The 22941-nt window shown below is 72.7% G+C and carries 22 protein-coding genes; 11 read left to right on the top strand and 11 right to left on the bottom strand.

Annotated elements, in window-relative coordinates; all coding sequences use genetic code 11:
- Window positions 1-18: 18 nt before the first annotated feature.
- The gene (locus tag ACFQ53_RS11535) at window positions 19-1350 is read right to left on the bottom strand and encodes a multidrug effflux MFS transporter (RefSeq protein ID WP_377859754.1); all 1332 of its coding nucleotides are present in this window, start codon (window positions 1348-1350) and stop codon (window positions 19-21) included.
- 222 nt (window positions 1351-1572) lie between these two features.
- Between ACFQ53_RS11535 and ACFQ53_RS11530 the strand changes: the two genes are divergently transcribed.
- A complete protein-coding gene (locus ACFQ53_RS11530; RefSeq protein WP_377859752.1) occupies window positions 1573-1980 on the top strand; it encodes a VOC family protein in 408 nt (135 codons plus the stop codon).
- Window positions 1981-2020: 40 nt separating this feature from the next.
- Here the strand turns inward: ACFQ53_RS11530 and ACFQ53_RS11525 are convergent, their stop codons facing one another.
- Window positions 2021-2893 carry a hydrolase gene (locus tag ACFQ53_RS11525; protein WP_377859750.1) on the bottom strand — a complete coding sequence of 291 codons (873 nt, stop codon included), beginning with the start codon at window positions 2891-2893 and terminating at the stop codon, window positions 2021-2023.
- A gap of 82 nt (window positions 2894-2975) precedes the next feature.
- On the opposite strand from ACFQ53_RS11525, the gene soxR reads away from it, so the two are divergent.
- From soxR to ACFQ53_RS11500, 5 genes are all read left to right on the top strand, one after another.
- A complete protein-coding gene (soxR, locus tag ACFQ53_RS11520; protein ID WP_377859748.1) occupies window positions 2976-3485 on the top strand; it encodes a redox-sensitive transcriptional activator SoxR in 510 nt (169 codons plus the stop codon).
- A 23-nt stretch (window positions 3486-3508) separates the two neighbouring features.
- A complete protein-coding gene (locus ACFQ53_RS11515) occupies window positions 3509-3997 on the top strand; it encodes a VOC family protein (protein ID WP_377859746.1) in 489 nt (162 codons plus the stop codon).
- Window positions 3998-4146: 149 nt separating this feature from the next.
- The gene (locus ACFQ53_RS11510) at window positions 4147-4896 is read left to right on the top strand and encodes a DUF4956 domain-containing protein (protein WP_377859744.1); all 750 of its coding nucleotides are present in this window, start codon (window positions 4147-4149) and stop codon (window positions 4894-4896) included.
- Window positions 4893-5714: a VTC domain-containing protein gene (locus tag ACFQ53_RS11505; RefSeq protein WP_377859743.1), complete on the top strand. Its 822-nt coding sequence runs from the start codon at window positions 4893-4895 to the stop codon at window positions 5712-5714. The genes ACFQ53_RS11510 and ACFQ53_RS11505 overlap by 4 nt, the downstream gene beginning before the upstream one ends.
- 137 nt (window positions 5715-5851) lie before the next feature.
- Window positions 5852-7432: a carbohydrate-binding domain-containing protein gene (locus ACFQ53_RS11500; RefSeq protein WP_377859741.1), complete on the top strand. Its 1581-nt coding sequence runs from the start codon at window positions 5852-5854 to the stop codon at window positions 7430-7432.
- A 130-nt stretch (window positions 7433-7562) separates the two neighbouring features.
- Here the strand turns inward: ACFQ53_RS11500 and ACFQ53_RS11495 are convergent, their stop codons facing one another.
- From ACFQ53_RS11495 to ACFQ53_RS11485, 3 genes are all read right to left on the bottom strand, one after another.
- Window positions 7563-10145, bottom strand: a complete 2583-nt coding sequence (locus ACFQ53_RS11495; RefSeq protein ID WP_377859739.1) for an alkaline phosphatase PhoX — start codon at window positions 10143-10145, stop codon at window positions 7563-7565.
- Window positions 10146-10431: 286 nt separating this feature from the next.
- A complete protein-coding gene (locus tag ACFQ53_RS11490) occupies window positions 10432-12360 on the bottom strand; it encodes a carboxyltransferase domain-containing protein (protein WP_377859737.1) in 1929 nt (642 codons plus the stop codon).
- Entirely contained in the window at window positions 12357-13187 is an 831-nt protein-coding gene (locus tag ACFQ53_RS11485; protein WP_377859735.1) for a LamB/YcsF family protein, read from the bottom strand. The genes ACFQ53_RS11490 and ACFQ53_RS11485 overlap by 4 nt, the downstream gene beginning before the upstream one ends.
- A gap of 164 nt (window positions 13188-13351) precedes the next feature.
- Between ACFQ53_RS11485 and ACFQ53_RS11480 the strand changes: the two genes are divergently transcribed.
- Window positions 13352-14266, top strand: a complete 915-nt coding sequence (locus ACFQ53_RS11480) for a LysR family transcriptional regulator (protein WP_377859733.1) — start codon at window positions 13352-13354, stop codon at window positions 14264-14266.
- A gap of 44 nt (window positions 14267-14310) precedes the next feature.
- Window positions 14311-14805 carry a hypothetical protein gene (locus tag ACFQ53_RS11475; protein WP_377859732.1) on the top strand — a complete coding sequence of 165 codons (495 nt, stop codon included), beginning with the start codon at window positions 14311-14313 and terminating at the stop codon, window positions 14803-14805.
- Between the two features lie 69 nt (window positions 14806-14874).
- Here ACFQ53_RS11475 and ACFQ53_RS11470 read toward each other — a convergent pair whose 3' ends face one another.
- The 3 genes from ACFQ53_RS11470 to ACFQ53_RS11460 all read right to left on the bottom strand — a co-directional run bounded on the left by ACFQ53_RS11470 (window position 14875) and on the right by ACFQ53_RS11460 (window position 16836).
- Window positions 14875-15453: a dihydrofolate reductase family protein gene (locus tag ACFQ53_RS11470; protein ID WP_377859730.1), complete on the bottom strand. Its 579-nt coding sequence runs from the start codon at window positions 15451-15453 to the stop codon at window positions 14875-14877.
- Window positions 15454-15542: 89 nt separating this feature from the next.
- Window positions 15543-15839 carry a YciI family protein gene (locus tag ACFQ53_RS11465; RefSeq protein WP_377859728.1) on the bottom strand — a complete coding sequence of 99 codons (297 nt, stop codon included), beginning with the start codon at window positions 15837-15839 and terminating at the stop codon, window positions 15543-15545.
- 151 nt (window positions 15840-15990) lie between these two features.
- The gene (locus ACFQ53_RS11460; protein ID WP_377859726.1) at window positions 15991-16836 is read right to left on the bottom strand and encodes an undecaprenyl-diphosphate phosphatase; all 846 of its coding nucleotides are present in this window, start codon (window positions 16834-16836) and stop codon (window positions 15991-15993) included.
- Window positions 16837-17215: 379 nt separating this feature from the next.
- Between ACFQ53_RS11460 and ACFQ53_RS11455 the strand changes: the two genes are divergently transcribed.
- Genes ACFQ53_RS11455 through ACFQ53_RS11445 form a run of 3 tightly spaced genes read left to right on the top strand, consistent with a single transcriptional unit; the run spans window position 17216 to window position 19518 of the window.
- On the top strand, window positions 17216-17911 hold the full coding sequence (locus ACFQ53_RS11455) for a helix-turn-helix domain-containing protein (RefSeq protein WP_377859724.1): 696 nt from the start codon (window positions 17216-17218) through the stop codon (window positions 17909-17911).
- Between the two features lie 3 nt (window positions 17912-17914).
- Window positions 17915-19075 carry a serine hydrolase domain-containing protein gene (locus tag ACFQ53_RS11450; protein ID WP_377859722.1) on the top strand — a complete coding sequence of 387 codons (1161 nt, stop codon included), beginning with the start codon at window positions 17915-17917 and terminating at the stop codon, window positions 19073-19075.
- Window positions 19072-19518, top strand: coding sequence for a hypothetical protein (locus ACFQ53_RS11445; RefSeq protein ID WP_377859718.1), 447 nt, complete (start codon window positions 19072-19074; stop codon window positions 19516-19518). The genes ACFQ53_RS11450 and ACFQ53_RS11445 overlap by 4 nt, the downstream gene beginning before the upstream one ends.
- Before the next feature lie 207 nt (window positions 19519-19725).
- Here ACFQ53_RS11445 and ACFQ53_RS11440 read toward each other — a convergent pair whose 3' ends face one another.
- The 3 genes from ACFQ53_RS11440 to ACFQ53_RS11430 form a co-directional block, all read right to left on the bottom strand.
- On the bottom strand, window positions 19726-20523 hold the full coding sequence (locus ACFQ53_RS11440) for an alpha/beta hydrolase (protein WP_377859716.1): 798 nt from the start codon (window positions 20521-20523) through the stop codon (window positions 19726-19728).
- 105 nt (window positions 20524-20628) lie between these two features.
- Complete coding sequence (locus ACFQ53_RS11435; protein ID WP_377859714.1) at window positions 20629-22071, bottom strand: 6-phospho-beta-glucosidase; 1443 nt, start codon at window positions 22069-22071, stop codon at window positions 20629-20631.
- The gene (locus ACFQ53_RS11430) at window positions 22068-22838 is read right to left on the bottom strand and encodes a DeoR/GlpR family DNA-binding transcription regulator (protein ID WP_377859712.1); all 771 of its coding nucleotides are present in this window, start codon (window positions 22836-22838) and stop codon (window positions 22068-22070) included. Before ACFQ53_RS11430 ends, ACFQ53_RS11435 begins: the two co-directional genes overlap by 4 nt.
- Window positions 22839-22941: the final 103 nt, after the last annotated feature.

The following is a 22941-nucleotide window of genomic DNA, read 5'->3' as shown; positions in this document are numbered from 1 at the left end:
CAGCGGCGCCCGCCCGGCTCAGCGGCGTCCGCCCGCGAGCGCGAAACCGCCGAGCGCGATGACCGCGGAGACGAGCATGGTGAGGGCGAGCGGGAGCGTGGTGTCCTCGCCCGCGAGGCCGACGAGGCCCGCGACGATGCCGGCGAGCACGAACTGGAGCATGCCCAGTAGCGCGGAGGCGGAGCCGGTCGCGCGCTGCGGGACCGACGAGAGCGCGAGCGCGGTGGCGTTGCCGAAGACCAGTCCGAGCGGTGCGATGGCCGCGAACAGGGGCACCATGAGCCATGCCGGGGGCGCTCCGACCAGGGTGAACGCGAGGATCACGAGCACCGCGCAGCTGCTGATCGTCAGCCCCGTGCCGGTCAGGGTGCGCACGCTGACACGGGAGGCGAGACGGGCGGAGAGGGCGGAGGAGGCCATGATGCCGACGGCGTTGACCGCGAAGGCGAGCCCGTACTGCGCGGTGCCCAGCCCGATCATGTCCTGGTAGACGAAGGGCGAGGCGGAGATGTAGGCCATCATGATCGCCATCCCGAAGCCGAACGCCGCGACGTGCCCGAGATAGCCGCGGGTCAGCATCGCCGACCAGGCCGAGCGCGGCGCCGAGGCGCCGGCGGACGCGGCGTCGACAGCAGCAGGGTCGCCGGCAGCAGGGCCGTCGGAGGCAGAGCCGTCCGCAGCATGCCGCCGCCCCGCGCGGACCTCGACCGGGAGGGTCTCGCGCACGCACAGCAGCGTCGCGACCAGGGCGACGAGACCGAGCGCAGCGACGATGCCCAGCAGGCCGCGCCAGCCGAGCGGCTCGGCGAGCAGGCTGCCGCTGAGCGGGGCGATCACGGGCGCGACGCCGCCGATCATCATCATCACGTTCAGGGCCCGCGCGGCGGCCGGTCCGCGTTCGCGGTCCAGGATCATCGCGCGGCCGATGACCATGCCGGCGGCTCCGCCGAGGCCCTGCAGGAGCCGTGCGATCACGAGCATCTGCACGTCGACGGCGAGGACGGCGGCGATGCTCGCCCCGAGGAACAGCACGAGCCCGATGAGCAGCGGGGGCATGCGCCCGGAGCGGTCCGACCAGGGGCCGAACACGACCTGCCCGAGCCCGGCGCCGACGAGGAACGCGGTGAGCGAGAGCTGCACGCCCGTGGCCGTGGTCGCGAGGTCCGAGGTCATCGCGGGGAACGCGGAGAGGTAGAGGTCGGTGCCGAAGGGGGCGACGGCCGCGAGGATCGCGAGGGTCACCAGCATCGCGGCGCCGATGGGGCGGGCGGGCGCGGGCCGGTCCGGGGTAGAACTCGCCGCCTGCGTGCTCGTCTCGGCGGGCGGGTCGATGGTCACTTCGCTGGTCACGTCGCGCAGTCCTCCTTCGCGGTGCACGGACCGTGCGGCTCCTCGCCGGCTCGTCATGGGTCCGTCGGGCGCTCCGACGCACCGCACGAATATTGTTATGTATTCATTGCAATATCGCGAGAGACGCGTGCCGCAGGCCACTCGACCGAGGAAAGGCTCCGGAGCGGCGCGAAGGACCGGGCGGGCGGGTCGTCCGTCGGCGCACAGGCCTACGGTGAGGCCATGACCTCCACGCCCACTCCCGGCGCCGCTCCCGCCGCGATCGCCCCGCTCGCCTCGGTCTCCATCGACTGCCCGGATCCGCGCGCGCTCGCGCCCTTCTGCTGCTCGCTGCTGGGTCTTGCGGAGGCCTTCGCCGCGCCCGACGGATCCGTCGTCTCCCTCGCGGGGGCGGGCCCGATGATCACCCTGATGAGGGCCGATGACTACGTCGCCCCACAGTGGCCGAACGGCCCGCAGCACCAGCAGATGCACCTCGACCTCGCCGCCGCCGACCTCGACGCCGCCTCGCACGCCGTCCTCGCGATCGGCGGCGTCGAAGCGCCGACGCAGCCCGATCCCGCACGCTGGCGCGTCATGCTCGACCCCGTCGGCCACCCGTTCTGCCTGAGCGCCGTGCGGCCGGACTGACCGGACTGATCCGCCGACGGCCCACACGGGTGAGGACGCCTCAGGTCAGGTCGTCGTGCTCGCCGCTCGTCCAGGCCGCGTGCCGACGTGCCGAGGCGAGCACCGCCTCGCGCGCATCCTGCAGCACGGCGCCCGCGAAGTTCCCGTACAGCCGGTCGAAGTCGAAGCGCGCCGCCGCTTCGGCGACCCGCAGCGCGACCGTTCCGGACAGCGGGATCCGATTGGGGTAGGAGCGCATGAAGGCGAGCGTGCGACCGTCCGGGTTCGGCGCGATGGTGTCGCCCGAGAGCAGCACCCCGCGCCCGTCGGCCCCCGCCCAGTGCACGACCGCACTGCCGGGGAAATGGCCGCCGAGCTGGGCCGCCGTGATGCCGGGGACCACCTGCTCCTCGCCCTCCCACAGATGGATCCGCGCGGGTGCGCGGCCCAGCCAGGCGGCGTCGGCCCGTGGGACCCACACCGGCGCGCCGCCGAGCGCCTCCGACCAGGCCGACTGCAGACCGAACATGTGCGGGTGACTGGGGATGATGGCGCGCAACGGCCCGAGGGCGCGGACGGCCTCGATCGCGGAGTCGGTGATCGCGGCGGGCACCTCGACCATGACGTTCCCGTGCTCGGTCACCAGCACGTTCGCCTCCTGCCCGATGCCCACGCCCTCGACGCCCCGCAGCGCGAACAGGCCCCGCTCGAGCTCGACGAGCTCGAGCAGCCCGGCGTAGCGGGAGGGGTCCGCCCAGTGCTGGATCCCGTCGGCGGGGAGGTACTGCCGCTCGTCCGCGCAGATCGGGCAGATCCCGGGGTGGTCCCTCGCGTCGTACTCGACGCCGCACGTGGCGCACTGCAGGATCCCGCGGGTGGCGGTCTGCGCGTCGAGCATTTCGGCGTGGGCGACGGTGCTGACGTTCTGGGTCATGATCAGGCCTCTCCTCGAATGACCTCACCTTCCGACCTCAAGTCCGCTTGAAGTCAAGGGCTTCACGGCGCAGACTTCTCGCATGACCGCCGACCGCACCGACCGCGCCTTCCGCGACGAGTCCTCGGGGGCGCACGCCTCGCCCGAGCAGCGGCTGAGCATCGGCGAGGTCGCCGAGCGCGCGGGCGTCGCCACCAGCGCGATCCGCCACTACGAATCGCGCGGGCTGCTGACCAGCGACCGCACCTCCGGCAACCAGCGTCGCTACGCGCGCACCGTGTTGCGCCGCATCGCCGTCATCCAGGCCGCGCAGCACGTCGGCCTCTCCCTCGCAGAGATCGCCGAGGCCTTCTCGCGCTTCCCGCCCGACCACGCGCCCACCAAGCGCGACTGGGCGCGGCTCGCCCGCGAATGGCGGCCGCGGCTGGATCGGCGGATCCGGGAGCTCGAGCAGGTGCGCGACGGGCTCTCGATGTGCGTGGGCTGCGGCTGCCTCTCCATGCGCCAGTGCGCGATCTATAACCCCGACGACGCGCTCGGGGCGTCGGGCCCCGGTGCGCGCCGCGTGTTCCCGCACCCTGACGAGGAGTGAGGGCGCCCCCGTACGCTCGCCCCATGGATCAGCCCGCGGACCGCCCCTCACCGGCCCTTCAGCCCCTGCACCACGTGGAGCTGTGGACGCACGACCTCGCGGGCGCCGCGCCGTCGTTCGACTGGCTGCTCGGGGCGCTCGGCTGGACGGGCGAGTCGGATCCGGACTGGCCGACGGGCCGGATCTGGCGGCATCCGAGCGGGGTGTACGTGGTGCTCGAGCAGTCTCCCGCCGTCGTCGGCGAGGTCCACGACCGCATGCGGCCCGGCCTGAACCATCTCGCGCTGCGCCTCCCGCCCCGTCTCGGCACGGGGCCCGGGACGGAGACGGCGACGCACCGGCACGCGGCCGCGGGCTCCGCCCCCGCCGCGCTCGACCGTCTGCGCGAGCAGGCCCCGGCGCACGGCTGGTCGGAGCTCTTCGCCGAGGCCTATCCGCACGCGGGAGGACCCGAGCACACGGCCCTGTTCCTCGAGAACGCGCAGGGGTTCGAGATGGAGATCGTCGCCTGAGGACCACGCCCATCGCCCCCTGACCAGCGCTGTCACCCTCGGCCACCTTGGCGTTCATCTCTCATACACCCGCGACAGGGCGGGCATAGGCGCTCCACAGGAGCGGGCCGGATTCTCGATGTCATACCGATCATCGAGGAGCACACGTCATGTCCGCCATCACCCTGTACGCCCTGGATCTCGTCGCCGCCGCGACCCTGACCTTCGGCATCTACTGGCCCCGCCATCGCCGACGCGACCTCGTCGTCGCGTTCCTCGGCATCAACGTCGGAGTCCTCGCCGTCTCCGCCCTGCTCGCGAACTCGGCCGTGAGCGCCGGGATCGGCCTGGGCCTGTTCGGCGTCCTGTCGATCATCCGGCTGCGCTCGGACGAGCTCGCGCAGCACGAGATCGCCTACTACTTCGCGTTCCTGGCGCTCGGCCTCGTGGGCGGGCTGTCCGTCACTCCCGCCTGGATGGGCGCGGTGTTCATGGCGCTCATCGTCCTCACCATGACGCTCGTCGACCACCCGGCGCTGCTCGCCGCGCACCGCCGACAGGTGGTGGTCGTCGACCGCGCGATCGCCGATGAGGACGAGCTGCGCGAGCACCTCTCGCGGATGCTCGGCGGCCGCGTGACCTCGCTCAGCGTGCAGCGCCTGGACACCGTCTCGGACACCACCACGGTCGACGTCCGCTACCGCCTCACCGGCGAGCGCCCGGCGGGCGCGGCCGTGCCGATCGAGGCGAGCGCCGCCGAGCGCTCGACGACCTCGCCCGGGCGCACCAGCATGGCCGCCCCCGTCGGCGCCGAGTCGGACACCCGGCCCGATTCCCGGTCCGACTCCCGGGCCTACGCCGGCGCCGGTGCCGACACCGCGGCCGACGCCTCCCGCCACGTGCAGGGGGTCGCGCGATGACCAGCCTGAGCACCCTCCCCGCCGTGGGCCTCGAGGAGATCTCCGAGCGCGCCGGCCTGATGACCCGCGTGGACCGCAAGTACCTGGTGCCCCGCGAGACCGTGCACATGCTGCTCACGGGGCTCGACGGCAGCATCCGCGTCCTCGAGATCGGCGGACGGCGCACCTTCCGCTACGCCTCCACGTACTACGACACCGCCGACCTCGCGACCTTCCGCGCCGCGGCCGGCAGGCGCCGCCGGCGCGCGAAGATCCGCTGCCGCGAGTACGTCGACTCCGGCACCGCGTTCCTCGAGGTGAAGACCGCCACCGGACGCGGGGGCTCCTCCAAGCAGAGGATCCCGCTGCCGTCCGGATCCGACGGCGACCCATCCGCCGGACCCCTGGAGGGCACCTCCCGGGAGTTCGTCGACACCGCGCTCGACGGCGCCGGATGCGCCCTCGACGGCGAGCTCGGACCGGTGCTCACCACCCGCTACGACCGCACGACGCTCCTGGTCACAGGCGAGGAGAGCCGCGTGACGATCGACGCCGGCCTGCACTGGGAGATCCCCGGCACGCAGCGTCCGACGGGCACGGGCAAGCACGCCGCGTCCGCGCCGCCGCCCGGCTACGACCTCGAGGGCCTCGTCGTCATCAAGACGAAAGCGGGCACCCGACCGGGACGCGCCGACCGCCTGCTCTGGGCCGACGGCCATCGCCCGGTGCGGATCTCGAAGTTCGCGACGGGCCTCGCCCTGCTGGATCCGCGTCTGCCGACGAACCGCTGGCACCGCACCCTCCAGAAGGTCCGCTCGCCGGCCCAGCACGCAGCGTGAGGAGGCCCCCGCATCACCACCGGACCGACCATCGGCACCGCACCAGTCGCCGGCACTTCTTCAGCCACCGGCACTTCTTCAGCCATCGGCACTTCTTCCACCACCACGGCCCCGGGCCGCGAGAGGACACGATCACCATGACCAGCCAGCACACCCCTGAGAACCCGTCGACCACCGAGCCCGCGACACCTGCCCCGCCGTCGTCCGCACCTCCGTCGACGACCCCGCCGCCGACCGGACGCAGACGCGGCCGCAGCGCGCGCAGCGTCCGCCGGACCATGGCCGCCGTGGCGGCGGGCGCCGCCACCCTCGCCCTCGCGGCGTGCGGAGCGGCGACCGCGGTCACCGGCGCCTCCTCGAGCAGCGAGGCGGCGGCGAGCAGCACCTCGAGCTCGAGCACCTCGGCGAGCAACGACATGCTGTCGAGCCTGGACCTGACCACCCTCGACACCCACTACGACGAGGACGACCTGAACTGGGACGAGGCCGACGAGCAGGCGATCACCCTCTCCGACAACGGCTCGACCTCCGACTCCTCGGGGGTGAGCGTCGACGGCTCGACCGTGACGATCACCGAGGGCGGCGTGTACCGGGTCTCCGGGTCGCTCAGCGACGGCCAGCTGGTCGTCGACGCCCCGGACGACGAGGACGTCACGATCATCCTCGACGACGCCTCGATCACCTCGAGCAGCGGCCCCGGCATCTCCGTGACCAGCGCGGACGAGGCGACCCTGTATCTGGCCGACGGCACCGAGAACTCCGTCGAGGACGGCTCCGACTACGAGGTCGCGGACGATGCGACGCCCGTCGCGGCGATCGCCTCCGCCTCCGATCTCACGATCTCCGGCAGCGGCGCGCTCTCGGTCACCGGAAACACGAACGACGGCATCTCCACGAAGGACGGCCTCGCGATCGTCGGCGGCGACCTCACGGTCACCGCGGCCGACGACGGCATCCGCGGCAAGGACTACGTGGACATCACCGGCGGCACCTTCGACATCACCAGCGGCGGCGACGCCATCAAGTCCGACAACTACGAGGACGAGGACCGCGGCTGGGTGCTCATCACCGCCGGCAGCTTCACGATCGACGCCGGCGACGACGGCATCGACGCCGAGCAGGCGATCGAGGTCGCCGACGGCACGCTGACCATCGAGAAGTCGCAGGAGGGCCTCGAGGCGAACGACGTCATGATCGAGGGCGGCACCGTGGACATCACGGCCTCGGACGACGGCATCAACTCCACCGCGGCGACCACCGAGGAGGAGGCCGCGGCGGAGGAGTCGTCGGACGCCTCGAGCTCCTCGGATTCCACCGACTCCACGGACTCGAGCAGTTCGAGCGACAGCACCGACGCCCAGCAGCAGGGCCCGGGCGGGGGCAGCGAGGAGGACGACGGCTCGTGGCTGTCGATCTCCGGCGGCACCGTCACCATCGACGCCGACTACGACGGCCTCGACTCGAACGGCTCCATCTCGCTGACCGGCGGCGACACCACCATCACGAGCGCCGACAACGGCGGCGACTCACCCGTCGACGCCAACGGCGACGTGTCCTTCGACGGGGCGACGCTGACGGCGAACGGCACCGAGATCACGTCGGCCGACGACCTGCAGTCGCAGGCCGGCGGCATGGGCGGTGGCCAGGGCGGCACGCCTCCCGACCAGCAGAGCAGCGATGCGGGCACGGACTCCGCGTCCTCGACGACCGACTCCTGACGTCGGGCCCCCAGCGACCGGCCGCCCCACAAGATATGAGCGTGGCGGACCAGAATCCGTGGATCCTGCTCCGCCACGCTCATATCTTCACGCCCGCGCCGGCACCTCCGTGCCCGCGCGGGCTCGGGCGTCAGCCCTTGAACGCGACCTTCTGCTCGGCGATCAGGCCGTGCAGGAACTCGGCGGCCCATTCGCGGGTGAGCGCCTCGGTGGGCCGGAAGGTGCTGCCGGAGACCACGCCCTCCTTCTTCAGCCAGGCGATCTGGCGGGCGAAGGTGGAGCTCGCCGGCACGTCGCCGAACGGCGCCTTGGTCGGCTTCGGGGCGGACGGGGAGCCCGCGTACCGGTAGAGGTAGGCGGCGCTCTCCTGGCGGCTGACGGCCTGGGTGGGGCGGAAGGTGCCGTCGGAGTAGCCGCCGACGATCCCCTCCTGCTTCGCCCAGATGATCGCCCGGTAGTTGTTCGTCTCGCCCTGCTCGACGTCGCGGAAGGGCTCGTTGCGCGGCAGGCGCACCTCGGGCTTCCCGGCAGCCCGGTAGAGGAACGCGGCGAGCGCCGCGCGGGTGACCTTCTTGCGCGGGGCGAAGGTGTCGTCGGCCCGGCCGGGGATGATCCCCTTGAGGGCCGCCCACTGGATCGCGTCGTAGTGCTCAGAGCCCTTCTTCACGTCGCTGAACTCGGTGCGCGCGGGCAGGATCTGCACGACGGTCGGCTTCGGGCCGGTGCCCTCGAACTCGGGCCAGTAGGAGACCTGCTCGTCGAAGGTGCCGTCCTCGCCCGGGTGCTGGACCGAGACGAAGGCGGTGCGGTCCTGGTCGCGCACGATCGGGCCGCAGGTCTCGGCGTCCACCGGGACGGAGGCGAACTGCTCGACCTTGCCGCGCTGGTTCCCCTCGAGGGTCACGCGGAACAGGCCGTCGTTGAAGCCGATGGTGCTCGGGGCGCCGTCGGTCGAGATCCAGAGGTTCCCGACGGAGTCGAAGGCCAGGTTGTCCGGGCAGGAGATCGGCGAGACCTTCTTCTTCGGGAAGCCCGAGAAGTAGGTCGAGGTGTTCTGCGCAGGATCGCCGCACACGAGCAGCACGTTCCAGGCGAAGGAGGTGCCGGACTGCGTGCCCAGCTCGTCGATCTCGACGACGTGGCCGTCGCGGTTGACGGTGCGGGGGTTGACCTCATCGGGCCCGGCCTTGCCCTCGGTGCCGCGGCCGTCGTTGTTCGTGCAGGCCACATAGACCTTGCGGCTCTTCAGCGAGGGCTCGACGTCCTCGCAGCGGTCCATCTTCGTGGGCCCGACCTTGTCGGCCGCGAGGCGGGTCTTCACGAGCACCTCGTCCACGTCCATGCCCTCGACCTCGGACTTGCCGTCCACGATCAGCGGGATCCAGCGGCCGGTGCCGTCGAAGGAGCCGTCCTTCGGGACCGCTCCCGAGCCGTTGATGGTGCCCGAGTTGCCCTCGAACTTCGCGACGTAGAGGTCGCCCTCCTCGAGGAGGGTCATGTTGTGCTTGCGGTTGCCCTCCTTGTACTTCTTCGCGGAGACGAACTTGTAGAGGTAGTCGAACTTCTCGTCGTCGCCCATGTAGGCGACCGCGTGGCCGTCCTCGGCGATGATGACGTTCGCGCCCTCGTGCTTGAAGCGGCCCATCGCGGTGTGCTTGCGCGGGGTCGACTCGGGGTCCCACGGGTCCACCTCGACGATCCAGCCGAAGTGGTGGGCGGAGTTCTCGTAGCCGTCGTTCGTGGTGTCGAAGCGCGGGTCCACGTTCTCCCAGCCGCGGGCGGTGGCCTTCGCGCTCATGCCGTAGCGCTTGTCCTCGTCGGTGTCGCCGGCGGTGCGGAAGTAGCCGTTGAAGTTCTCCTCGCCGCTGAGCTGCGTGCCCCACGGGGTGAGGCCGCCCGAGCAGTTGCCGAAGGTGCCGCGGGTGGCGTTGCCGCGGGGGAAGTCCTTGGTCTTCAGCAGATCGGAGAAGCGGGCGGGGCCGGTGAAGGCGTACTTCGTGTCGGCGAGGAAGCGGCGGTTCAGCTCGGCGTCGACCACGTACTCGTACGGCGAGTCGTGGTCCTCGCGCTGCAGCTCGACGACGGTCAGGCCGTGGGCGTTCAGGCCCACCTCGGCGACGGTCTCGGCGTCGGTGTCCTCCGGCAGCATGATGTTCTCGTTGGTGTACTCGTGGTTCACGAACATCACGGCGCGCAGGCCGTCCGAGTCCGGGATCTCCTGGATCTCGGTGTAGTCGTTGTTGTAGCCGAACTGGCGCTTCTGCGCCTCGCCGGTCTGGGCGCCCCAGTCGAAGTCGGGGGCGTCGGAGAACAGCTTGTCGCCCCACTTGATGATGGGGTGCCACTCGAAGCCCTCGGGGACGGTGAACTCGTCGACGGTGTAGTCGACGGGGTCGATCGCGTCGAAGCGCAGCGGGCTGCCGTTCGGGGCCTTGGGGCCCTTTCCGGCGTCGGCCAGGGGGCCGACGGGGGCCGCGTCGGCCGACGGAGCGCCCGCGGTGCCGGCGACGGCGATCGCGAGGGCACCCGCGGCGGTGCCGCCGAGCATGGCGCGGCGGCTCAGCGCGGCCGAGGCGACGTCACGGAAGTATGAGTTCGACGAGCTGTTGCAGGTCTCGCCGAGGCACGCGTTCGCGCACTTCAGGGCACAGGTCACGGGCGACCGCTTGCCGGCCACGTGATCCTTCATGAGCAGAGGGAGCTGGATGACCACGAGGGGTCCTTTCGCGTGGGGACGAGGCCCCGGCGGAAGGATTCCGGCGGCATGCGCAGCGCGGCACGGTCTCCGTCGCCGCACCATCGGGCGCAGCGCGGACTCCGCCGCCGCACCGATGGGCGCGGCGTGATCCTGTGCGGACGCTCGTGTCGCAGTGGCGCGTCCGCACTCCCCCGGGGCGCGAGGGGCGGATCGAGCATGTCGTCCCGGAATGTCCAGGACCCCACGCCGACATGACAGGGAGGTGTCGGGACGGTGAGCGCGACGCGGCGGACGCGCGGCGTCAGTGACCGGAAGGTGCGAAGCGCAGGCTCGTGCCGGGCGGGAGCTGGGCGAGCAGGGGGAGATCGGCCTCGTCGACCACCGCGATCACAGGATATCCGCCGGTCACGGGGTGGTCCGCGAGGAACACGACGGGCAGCCCGGAGGGCGGCAGCTGGATCGCTCCTGGCACCAGGCCCTCGCTCGCGAGCTCCTCGGTGCGCACCCGGCGCATGGGCGCGTCGCCGTCGGCCGCCTCGAGGCGCGCGCCCACCCGGTCGCTGTGGCCGCCGACCACCCAGGTCCGTCCGAGCAGGGCGTCGTCCTCGGCCCAGTCCGCCCGCGGGCCGCGTCGGATCCGGAGCACGGCACCGGTGAGGCCGCCGGCGGCCGAGTCCTCCGCTGCCGCGCCGTCCGACGGTGCATCGCCCGCGGCCGCGTCGTCCGACGGCGCGTGGTCCGCGGCCGCGTCGTCGTCGAGGTCCGGGGCCTGCGGAGACCGGGGCAGGACGGTTGCGGGCTCCTCGGGGGAGCCGACGCTGCGGTGCGCGTCCGCCTGCCCGATGGCGAGCACGTCGCCGGCGGCGAGGGGGCGAGGGCCGAGGCCGGAGAGGGTGTCCGCCGCGCGGCTCCCGAGCTGGGCGGGCACGTCGATGCCTCCGCGCACCGCGACGTATCCGCGCAGTCCCGACGTCGGCGCGGCGAGGGCGAGCGTCTCGCCGTCGCGCAGGCCGAAGGGTTCGCACAGGGAGACGGGGAAGCCCGCGTCCTCGCGCGCGGCCGCCTCCTCTCCCTCGTCGAGGTCGCTCTCGTCCTCCTGCGCGGCCTCGGCGTCGGCCCGGTGGATCCTGGCCTCGCCGATCGCCCCGGACAGCGCGAGGACGAGGTCGCCGCGGGCGCGCACGCGGAGCCCGCCCAGCAGCGTCTCCAGGACCGCCGCGTCCGGGGCGTTGCCCACCAGGCGGTTCGCCTGGCGGGCCGAGGGGCCGTCGGCCGCACCGGAGCCCGTGACCCCGAGGTCGCCGAGACCGGGCCGGCCGGAGTCCTCCACGAGGGTGCGCGGGCCGGGGGCGAGGACCTCGAGCGCGGCCGATCCTGCGGCGACATCCGGGAAGGGGCGCGGGGCGGGCTGCGCCTCGCCGGTGGCCGCGGCGCCGTCCGAGGCGGCATCGTCAGAGGCCACTCCGTCCGCCGTCCCCTCGTCGACCGTCCCGCGCCCGCGCCGCATCACCCGCGCGCTCTCGCGCCGTGCCTCGAAGCGCACGGTGTCGCCGGGGCGGATGAGCGCGGGATCCTTCGCGTCGGGATCGAAGAGGACGGCGTCGGTGCGGCCCACGAGCTGCCAGCCGCCGGGCGAGGCCTTCGGGTAGACGGCCGAGAACTCCCCGGCGAGCGCGACCGCTCCCGCCGGGACGCGGGTGCGCGGGCTGTCCCGGCGGGGGACCGCGAGGCGCGCGTCGCCGCCGGTCAGGTACACGAATCCAGGGGCGAATCCTCCGAAGGCCGCCGTCCAGGGCGTGCCCGTGTGGGCCGCGACGACGGCCTCGGCGCTCAGCCCGGTGGCGCGGGCGACCTCCTCGAGGTCCTCCCCGTCGTAGACGACGCCGATCCGGCGGGTCCGTCCCGTCGAGGCCTTCCCCGCCTCCGGGGTGCGCGCGGCGATCTCCTCGGCGGCCGCGAGGGCGTCGGCCGAGGTCCCGAAGCGCACGAGCACGGTGCGGGCGGCGACCACGCTCCACTCCTGGCCGGGCAGCGGCGCGGTGCGCACGGAGTCGTTCCAGGCCAGGGCGTCCTCGAGGCTGGGCAGCTCGAGAAGCAGGGCCCGCTCCCCCATCGGCAGCACGCGGGGCGAGGCCGCGCCGGCTCCGTCCCCGCGCTTCGCGGCGCGTCCGCGTGTGGGCCTCGGGTTCGTGTCGCGGGCCTTCCCCGCCCAGTCCTCGCGGGGGCTCATGCGAAGCTCCGGACGTCCACGCCCGCGTCCTCGAGGCCGCGGCGCACGGCGCGGGCGAGGTCGACGGCGCCTGGGGTGTCGCCGTGCAGGCAGATGCTCGTCGCCTCGGGTCGCAGGACCGTCCCGTCCGTCGCCTCGATCTCTCCGCTGGTGGCGAAGCGGACCATGCGCTCGGCGACCTCACGGGGGTCCTCGATCACCGCACCGCTCTCCCGTCGCGGCACGAGCGTGCCCGAGGGGGTGTAGGCGCGGTCGGCGAAGGCCTCGCCGATCACCGCGATCCCCGCTTCGCGCGCGAGCTCGGCCGCACGGGAGCCGGGCAGCAGGAGCAGGGCGAGCGCGCCCGACCCTCCTGCGCCGTCGGGCCCGCCCGGCCCGTCGTTCGCGCCGGCCGCATCGGCCGCGTCGGCCGCTCCGCCGAGGGCCCGCACCGCGTCGACGACCGCGCGGGCATGCTGCTCGTGGTGGACGATCGTGTTGTAGAGGGCGCCGTGCGGCTTCACGTACGTGACGCCGGCGCCCTCCGCGCGGGCCATGCCCTGCAGGGCGCCGATCTGGTAGATCACGTCGTCGGCGAGCTCGTCGGGACTCGCGTCGACGAAGCGCCGGCCGAAGCCGGCGAGGTCGCGGTAGGAGACGTGCGCGCCGATCGTGACACCGCGCGCGGCCGCCGCGCGCACCGTGCGCCGCATGTGCGAGGGGTCCCCGGCGTGGAAGCCGCAGGCGATGTTCGCGCTGGTCACGACGTCGAGAATCGCCTCGTCGTCGCCCATGGTCCAGGCGCCGAAGGACTCGCCGATGTCGCTGTTCAGATCGATCGTGCTCATGGGGCCTCTCCGTCGACGCTCGTGGACGCATCTCCGCTCCAAGGATCGCAGACTCCCCCGACAGCCGGCCCGGACCGCGATCCCGGACATTCCGTGCGACCGATCGGGTGACTTCGCGCCCAACCCATAAGCATCCCTAGGGTCACCCGAGTACGCTCGTCCCCATGGATCCTCGTCGTGTGCTCATCTTCCGGACGGTCGTGCGCAACGGCACCATCGGTGGTGGTGCCCGCGAGCTCGGCTGGACCCAGCCGGCCGTCTCCCAGCATCTCGCCGCCCTCGAGAAGGAGGTCGGCACCCAGCTGCTGCTGCGCTCCTCGAGCGGCGTCACACCCACCGAGGCGGGACAGCGCCTGTTCCGCCACTCCGAGCGGATCGCCTCCTCGCTGCACGCCGCCGAGGAGGAGCTCGCCGAGATCACGGCGCTGCGCCGCGGGCGCGTGCGCTTCGCGACGTTCCCGTCGGCCGCGGCGCTGCTGCTGCCGCCCGCGCTCGCGCGCATGGGCCGCGAGGCCGAGGGCGTCGACGTCACCTTCGACGAGCTCGAGCCGCCGGATGCGATCCAGAGCCTGCTCAGCAACGATCTCGACCTCGCGCTGGTCTTCCGCTACGAGGGCACCGCCGTGGACGCCGAGGGCGCCCTCGAGTGGACACCCGTGCTCGACGACCGCGTGCTCGCGGTGCTGCCGAAGGACCACGCCCGGGCCGAGGACCCCGACCTCACCATGGCCGACCTCGCCGAGGAGGAGTGGATCGCGGGCTGCGAGCGGTGTCGCGCGAACCTGCTGGTCAACGCGCAGCGCGCGGGGTTCAGCCCGAGGGTCCGGCACACCACCGACGATGCGATCGTGGTGCAGCGCCTGATCCAGCACAGCGGCGGCATCGCCCTGCTGCCCGAGAGCGCGATCGAGGCCGCGCCGTGCGCGGACGTCACCGTGCGCCCGCTGACCGGGCTCAACGAGCGCACGATCGGCCTGATCAACCGCCCCGGCGCGACCGCGATCCCCGCGGTCAAGGCGCTGCGCGACGCCCTCATCGACGTCGCGGCGGAGCGCTCGAGCGCCGCCGTGATGATCTGAGGTCCGACAGGGACCCGAGGATCGAAGGACTCGAGGAGAAGCCGATGGAGCCGACGATCGCCCCCGACGCGGGCCGACGGATGAGCCGCGCGAGCTTGTGGGTCCGCCCCGTGCTGATGACCGTGGGCGGGCTCGCGGTGGCCGCGCTGCTGCTGCTCGCCGATCAGGAGATCGCGGCGGCGGTGCTCGTCGTCGCGGCCGTGTTCATGGGCTACTGGACCTCGCCGCTGCGCGCCGGGCGCCACGAGCCGTTCGCCCAGGCGCTCTCGCGCCGCGACGACGCCCACGCGATCATCCTCTGGGCCCCCGGCGATCCGCTCTCGGCGCGCCTGCAGACCGCTGTGCGCGGCGACCGCGAGGACGTGGCCTGGGTGAACGTGCTGCGCGACCCGTGTGCGATCGAGTTCCTCGAGGCCCACGGCGGTCGCGGCGCGCTGCCGCTCGTGGTGGTCGGCTCGACCGTGCTGCGAAGGGCGACCGCGAGCCAGTACCTCGAGGCGAAGGCCGAGGGCGAGCAGCGATCCGCCGCAGCGGGCTGAGGCCGCGGCGCGGGCGAGCGGCCGACGCGGCCAGATGACGCGCTCAGGCGACGTGCTCGGGAGACCCGCTCAGGACCGGGTGTACTCCGCGAGCACCACACCGGACTCGAAGGCGCGCGTGTTCGCGCGCGTCCACGCCGAGGGCGCGTACGGGCGTCGGCCGAAGAGCGGCACGCCCCCGCCGAGCAGGACCGGGTTGATCTTCAGGGCGAGTCGATCGATCTCGTCGGCGAGCTCCGCGGCGAGCGCTCCTCCGCCGCACAGCCAGATCCCCCTGCCCTCCTCCTGCTTGAGCGCGCGGACCCTCTCGACGGGGTCCGCATCGGTGAAGGTCACGCCGTCGCTGCCCGATGGAGCCTCGTGGGAGCGGGTGAAGACGATCTGCCGCAGGTGCTGGTAGGGGTCGGCCAGGTGGTGATCGGGCAGGCCCACGCCGTAGGTGTTCCAGCCCATGACCACGGTGTCGAAGGGACTGTCCTCGACCTCGAGCCCGACGGCGCGGGCGAGGGCGGTCGGCGCGGTCCCGCGGAAGCGCTCCCAGAGGAGTCCCATGTGATCGCCCTCGGCGAGGAAGGCATCGAACTCACCACCCGGACCGGCGATGTACCCGTCGAGGCTCACGGCGACGTAGTAGGTCAGCTCGCGCATGGGGTTCCGTTCTGGAGTGGGGCGTCAGCGGGGCTGGCACCGAGGGGCGCCGGCGGGCATGGTCAGGCGCCGTCGGACGACGGACGCGGTCAGGAGCCGAGGGAGCCGAGGGAGCCGATGACCACGTTCCAGGTGTGGATCTCGCGCTCGGCGATCAGGCCCTCGCGGCGGAACGGATCGTCCTCGAGCGCCGATTCGACGGCGGCGACGTCGGCCGCCTCGACGAGCAGGAGGGCGCGAGCGCCCTCGGTGTCGGTGTACGGGCCGCTCGCGATGATCGTGCCGCGCTCCTGCAGGCCGCCCAGGAACTCCCGGTGGGAGGGGCGGTGCTCGTCGAGACGGGTCGGGTCGTTCGCGTAGTGGTAGGTGACGGCGAAGGTGATCACGGGTGCTCTCCTCGTGCTCGACGGTCGGGCTGCCCGGCGCCCACCGGGACGACTCGCGGCGGCGCTGGTCACAGCAGGATAGGTCGTCGACGCCCGCGCAGCGAGGCCCGTCCGCAGGCCGCGAATCCCGTCACGACCCGCGCCGCGTGGGTCAGGCGCTGACGACCCCGCCCGCGAGCAGGCCCAGCAGCACCAGCGCGACGATGATGCGGTAGACGATGAACGAGGTGAACGAGTTCTTCGAGACGAACCGCAGCAGCCAGGCGATCGACGCGTAGGCCACGACGAACGACACCGCGGTGGCGATGATCGTCGACCCCCACCCCACAGCGTCGGAGATGTCGCCGGCCGAGCCGACGGCCTCGAGCCCGCCCGCAGCGACCAGCGCAGGGATCCCCATGAAGAAGCTCAGGCGGGTCGCGGTGACCCGGTCAAAGCCGAGCATGAGCCCCGCGGAGATCGTCGCGCCCGAGCGGGAGACGCCGGGGAACAGTGGCGCGAGCGCCTGGAAGACGCCGATGATCAGCGCATCGAGCACCGAGACATGGTGCATCTCCTTGGCGACGACCTGGTTCGCCTGGATGCGATCGGCCGCCCACATGGCGAAGGACCACACGAACAGCGCGATCGCGATCACCCACATGCTGCGCAGCGGGCCCTCGATGAGGTCCTTGAAGGCCAGGCCCACGACCGCCACGGGGATCGACCCCACGATGACGCCCCAGCCCAGCGTGTAGTCCGGGTCGGTGCGCGCCTCGGCGCTGACCAGCCCGCGCACCCAGGCGACGGCGATCCGCACGATGTCCTTCCAGAAGTACAGGATCGCGGCGATGATCGCTCCGACCTGGATCACCGCCGTGAACGCGGTCATGCCGCGGGAGTCGATGTCGTAGCCCAGGAGCTTCTCGACGATATTCAGGTGGCCGGTGCTGGAGACCGGGAGGAACTCGGTGATCCCCTCGATGATGCCGAGGAGGATCGCATGCAGCCAGTTCACGGGCGTCTCCGGATGTCGGTGCGGACAGGACGCCCGGAGCATATCGCCGAGGCGCGGGGCGAGCCTGAGCGGCGCGGGCGACGTCCTGACCCGGGCGGAGGGTCGGCCCGGGCGGAGTGCTGACAGCCCTTCGATGTCGCTGGGTGAGGTCTCGAGCTCATATACGCGGTGAGACCTCACCCAGAGACATCGAAGGCCTGCGACCTAACCCCGGAAAGGGTGGAAAAGGACACCAACTCCGGACCGAGGCCGGAACCGCGGCAGAACGTGCCCCCACCTCACACTTGTCAACTCCTCCGGATTTCCGTAATCTCCATGTCGGCAGGCGATGACACCGACGATCGGCACGGTTGACCGCGGGTGACGACGAGGAGGAACGATGGCTCGAGGAATGGCGAACAGCGAGGAAGCGTCCACGCAAGCTCCGTCGGGCGCGTCCATCCCCGACTCCACCCCTAGCTCGACCTCGACCTCGACCTCGACCTCGACCTCGACAGGCAGCCTCGAGGACCGCATGGACCGGATGGAGCAGAGGCTCGAGGGCGTCCTGGCGCGACTGGAGTCAGCAGCGGGAGAGTCCTCCGCTCCGTCGGGCGCCGGTGGGGAACCAGCCTCGTCGGACGCGGTCGATCCCGCCACCGACCCGACCGATCCGGCCGACCCCACCGCCTCGGACCGATTCTGGGCGCTGAACGCGCTGAAGTCGCAGCTCCCCACGCCCGGCGGCGTGGTCTACGCGGGCGCTGTCGACCTCCCGATCGGCCATGTCGAGTACCAGTGGGGCCGCCCCACCGATCCGCTGCTGCGCGCGGACTGGGCCGATCGGGCGGAGCGCGTCGCGGCGCTCGGCCACCCGCTTCGGCTCTCGCTGCTGCAGAAGCTGCTCGAAGCCGAGTGCACGGTCGCCCAGCTCGTCGACGAGCTGGACCTCGCCTCGACGGGGGTCGCCTACCACCACCTCCACCAGCTGCAGAGCGCCGGCTGGGTCACCTCGCCCGCCCGCGGGAGCTGGGCGATCCCGGCCACGCGGGTGGTGCCCCTGCTCGCGATCATCACGGCCCTCGAGGAGGCGTGAACGATGAGCGATGAACCCACGACCGCCGCCGCGGACAGCGACGGCACGGGATCCGAGGGCCCGGCGTCGGGCGCCCCTGACATCGTCCGCCCCTCCCGCCGCACAGTGCTCGGGGTCGGCGCGGTCTCGGCCGTCGCGCTGCTGGGCACGGGCGCGCTGGCCGGCCCCCGACCTGCGCGGCTCGGCGCACCGACGGGCGACCAGGATCTCGCATCCGAGCTCGCCGACCACCTCACCGGCCAGCGCACCGTCGCGTGCGCCCTGATCGACGGCGACGACGTCCGCTTCGCGGGCTTCGGGGCCGACGAGCACCGGGAGTTCGAGGTCGGCTCGGCCACGAAGACGTTCACCGCGGCGCTCGTGATGGACGCCGTCCGCCGTGGCGAGCTCGACCTCGAGGCGAGCGTGCAGGACGTGCTCGGCGCGAGCGCGAAGGGTTCGGCCATCGCGGACGTGACCGTGCGCGAGCTCGCGAACCACACCTCGGGCATCCCGTCCCTGCCGGGCCCCGTGCTCGCGAAGAATCTCTGGCGCACACCCCTGCACCGCGATCCGTACGCGGGTGTCAGCGCGCCGGAGGTCGTGGACCTCGCCGTGGACGCGTCGCCCGTGGGCCGCGGCTCGGTCGCCTACTCCAATCACGGCGTCGCCCTCGAAGGGCAGCTCGTCGCCCACGCCGCCGGCGCGTCCTGGCCGGACCTGCTCGCGGAGCGCGTGCTCACGCCGATGGACCTCGCGGCCACGCGCGCCCCGATCACCGCCTCGCGGCTCGGCGCGCAGTCCCCGACGGGCTTCACGCGCACCGGTCACCGCAGCGCGGCGTGGACCATGGACGGCTTCGCGCCGGCGGGCGGCGTCCGTTCGACCGCGGCCGACATGGTCGCGTGGGTGCGCTCGATGATGGACGGCTCCAATCCCGGGGCCGACGGGGTCAGACCCACCGCGCAGCAGGACGAGTCGACCTCTGTGGGCGTCAACTGGTTCACGACGGCGCTGGCGGGCGGCGGCTCCGCCGTCTGGCACAACGGCGAGACCGGCGGCTTCCACAGCTTCTGCGGCTTCTCGCCCGAGGCGGAGCGGGGGTGGGTCCTGCTCTCGGACACGGCCGACTCCGGGACCGATGACCTCGCCTTCCGCATCCTCGGCAGCGAGGTCGCCGCATGAACGTCTCCACTCTGCTGCTCGCCCTCGCTCCCTACGGGGCGGCACTGCTTCTCGCGCTGCTGCTGATCCTCGAGCTCGTCCACATGCTGCTGGGGCGCCGCCACCCGCTGCGCATCCTCGATCACGTGCTGAGCTGCGGGTTCTTCCTGCTGCTCGGGGGCCTGATGGTGCCGATCGGCGGCGCGCTCACGATCGTCTGGTGGGTGTTCGTGGCGCTATCGCTCGGCGCGGCGGCGGTCGCCCTCGCACGCAGCCGGGCCGCTGCCCCGACGGCGGTGACGGCTCCGGGCGGCGCGCTCCCTGCACGCGGCACTCCTGGGGTTGCATCGGCGCGGCGGGACCGCCGTCGTCTCCGTCGGGCGACACGGCCATCGGTCCTCGAGGTGGCGATCACGGTCGCCCTGTTCGCGGGTGCCGCGGCGCTCTGGCTCGTCGCCGGCTGATCCCGCGGCCCCGGCTCCGCCGCACGCCGCACCCATCCGCAGCCCGTACCCCTTCCGAAGCTCCCGCCCAGCCCTCGAGAAGTACGAAGTCGTTGCCAAAACCGGTCTTGGCAACGATTTCGTACTTCTCACGGATCGGACGGGGGCTCGAGGGTCGGATAGCGGCTCGATGAGCGGAGAGCGGCTGAGCGAGTGGCGCCCCGCCCCTCAGCGCGCGCGGACGGGCAGCCAGTCCAGGACGTCCTGGATGCCGCGGTCCCAGAAGTCCCAGGCGTGGATGCCGGGGCGCAGGCGGGAGGTGAGGTCGACGCCCCGCTCCTCGGCCAGGTCGATGAACGCCTGGTTCTGCGTGACCAGGTGGTCCTCGGTGCCGCAGTCCAGGAACAGCTGCGGCAGAGCGGTGGGATCGGCCGAGCCGAGCAGGCCCAGGAGATCGTCGGCCGTGCCCGCGATGTCCTGACCGCCCCAGATGCGCTGGGCGAGCTGGCCCGCATGCTGACTGAGGTCGAGGGCCGTGGGATCCAGCGCGCCGGAGAGCGAGGCGGCGGCGGCGAAGCGCTCGGGGTGGTTCAGGGCGAGCTTGAAGGCGCCGAACCCGCCCATGGACAGGCCCGTGACGAAGGTGTCCTCGCGCGCGGTGGAGATCCGGAACGTGCGTGCGAGCAGCTGCGGAAGCTCCTCGGAGACGAAGGTCCAGTACTTCTCGCCGACGGCCTCGTCGGTGTAGAAGGAGCGGCGCACCTCGGGCATGACCACGGCGATCCCGCGCTCGGAGGCATAGCGCTCGATCGAGGTGCGGCGCTCCCAGATCGTGCAGTCGTCGCTCAGCCCGTGCAGGAGGTAGAGCACGGGGACGCCGCGCGAGGCGACCCCGTCGCCGCCTGCAGCGCCTGCGTCGTCGGCCCCTCCCATCCCGATGCCGGCCGCCTCCTGCGGCATGAGCACCACCATCGAGGTGCCCATGCCGAGGGACTCGGCGAAGAAGTCGGTGCGCATGCGGATCATGGGGGCTCCTCGTGGCTCTGCGGTGCGTGGCTCAGCGGTCGGCGGCTCAGCGGGCGCGGGGCCTCGCCCGTCACTCGTGCGCGGCGCCGCCCCGGTGGATCCGCCTCAGTATCCCAGCAGCCGACCCACGGCGGGCTGCCGGCGGGCATAGGCGTCGACGAGCTTCCCGCCCAGGTCCACCGAGCGCACGAGCGGGTGCGTCGAGAAACCCTCCCAGGCGGCGCGGCGGGCGCGCACCGGATCGCCGACGGTCGCGGCCTCGAGGATGCAGCGCTCCGCGCCGCGCTGCTGCGCCATCAGTCCGAGCTGCTCGAGCGGGACGGGGCCGACGGCCTGCGGGTGGACGCCGTCGCCGTCGACCAGGCAGGGGACCTCGAGGACGAGGTCGTCCGGGAGCTGCGGGACGATGCGCCCGGAGGGGTCGGCGGCGGCGGTCGATGATCCGGCCGGCGCATTGCCGACGTCCAGGATCATCCGCTCGGTGCGGCCGCTCGCGATCGCGGTCATCAGGCGCAGCGCGACCTCCTGGTAGCCGCCCCCGGCGACGTCCTCGGGACGGCGCTCCTCGTCGGCCTCCCGGGACTCGGCCATGTAGGTCGCCTCGCGCTCGTGCAGCGTCGCGCGCCAGGCCGCGAGCGGCCCGTCGCAGCAGGCCTCCGACTTCTCCGCGGCCTGCCCGTAGAACCGGCCCTGCTGCTCGACGAGGAACTCGCCGCGGGTGGTGCCTGCCTCGAGGATCCGCTCCCGGGCCTGTTGGGTGAACAGGTAGTAGTAGAGGTACTCGTTGGGCAGGGCGCGCATGGCGCGCACCCAGTCGAAGCCGACGAGCCGCGCCTCCTCGATCTGCTCGAGGGCGGCGTCGTCGGCGAGGATCCCCGGCAGGCGGTCCTCCCCATCGACCGAGAGGCCGCGCAGCCAGCCCAGATGGTTCAGGCCCACGTAGTCGATGCCGATGCGGTCGAGGGCGTCGGGTGCGTCGACGTCCTCGCCGATCAGGCGGCTCACGCGGCGCACCAGGCCGATCGGGGTGTCGCAGATGCCCACCACGCGGTCGCCGAGCACGGAGCGCATGGCCTCCGTGACGATGCCCGCGGGATTCGTGAAGGTGATGGTCCAGGCGCGGGGCGCGACCTCGGCGAGGGTGCGGGCGATCTCGAGGGCGACGGGCAGCGTGCGCAGGGCGTAGGCGAGGCCGCCGGCGCCCACGGTCTCCTGGCCCAGCAGGCCCAGGTCGAGGGCGACGCGCTCGTCCACGGTGCGCCCCTCGGCCCCGCCCACGCGCACGGCGCTGAACACGAAGTCCGCGCCGACCACGGCCTCACGCAGGTCGGTGGTCACGATCAGGCGGGGCAGAGGGCCGACGGTCCGCCCCTGTGCGCGCAGCTCGGCCCCGAGCTCCTCGACGACCCGTTCGATGGTCCGCAGGCGGGAGGGATCGACGTCCTGCAGGACGATCTCGTCGATCGTGAGCCCGGTGGCGCCGGTCGCGGCGGCCTCGTAGACGAGCGGGACGCGGAAGCCTCCGCCGCCCAGGATGGTGAGCTTCATGGGGTGAGGACCTCCAGGTCGGAGTCGGGGGGAAGGTCGAGTTCGCGGGCCGAGGGCTTCCTGTCCGTGACGAGCTGGTCGAAGCGCGCGAGCGGCGCGACCTCGAGGTACCCGGTGCCGGGGAGCTTCTCGTGGTCGGCCAGCAGGCAGGAGACGGTCGCGATGTCGAGCAGTCCGCGCTTGATCGGCACCTCGCTGGGGGTCGTGTCCAGCACGGTCCCGTCGGCCCGGATCCCGGAGGTGCCCAGGAAGGCGCGGTCCACGCGCAGCTGGCGCAGCGCGGACTCCGTGAGCGGCCCGACGAGGCTGCCGTAGGTGGGGCGCAGGATCCCGCCGAGCACCACGAGCTCCACGTCGCGCGCCCCCGCGAGCCCCCGCACGACGGCGAGGGAGGAGGTCACCACGGTGATGGAGCGGCCCAGCAGGAAGGGGCACATGGCGGCGACGGTGGTGCCGATGTCCAGGGCGATGACGTCCCCATCGGCCACCTGGACCGCCGCTCGCTGCGCCATCTCGCGCTTGGGGCCGACGGCGTCGCGGGCGACCTGCTCGAAGCGTCGCGGGTCAGGCTCGGGATGCGCGTCGCCGCGCGGGTCGCAGGCGCCGCCGCGCACCCGCCGCACCTGTCCGTCCGCGGCGAGCTGCTCGAGATCCCGTCGGATCGTCGCCTCCGAGGCGGCGAAGGACTGCGCGAGATCGGCGACCGGGACCGAGCCGCGGCGACGCACGGCGGCGACGATCCCACGGCGGCGGTCATCGGTGAGCATGCGGTCAACCTAGCACCGTCCGCGCATCTTCACGCAGTTCCGAACATCAGCATTCATCTTCTCGCATCCTCGCGCAACCTGTGGGAAGCTGAGGTCCCCGCTC

Source organism: Brachybacterium sp. NPDC056505 (assembly GCF_042794925.1).
Classification (GTDB): Bacteria; Actinomycetota; Actinomycetes; order Actinomycetales; family Dermabacteraceae; genus Brachybacterium; species Brachybacterium kimchii.
Note: the sequence above shows the minus strand (reverse complement) of the source record. Positions and strands in the feature narration are given on the sequence as shown.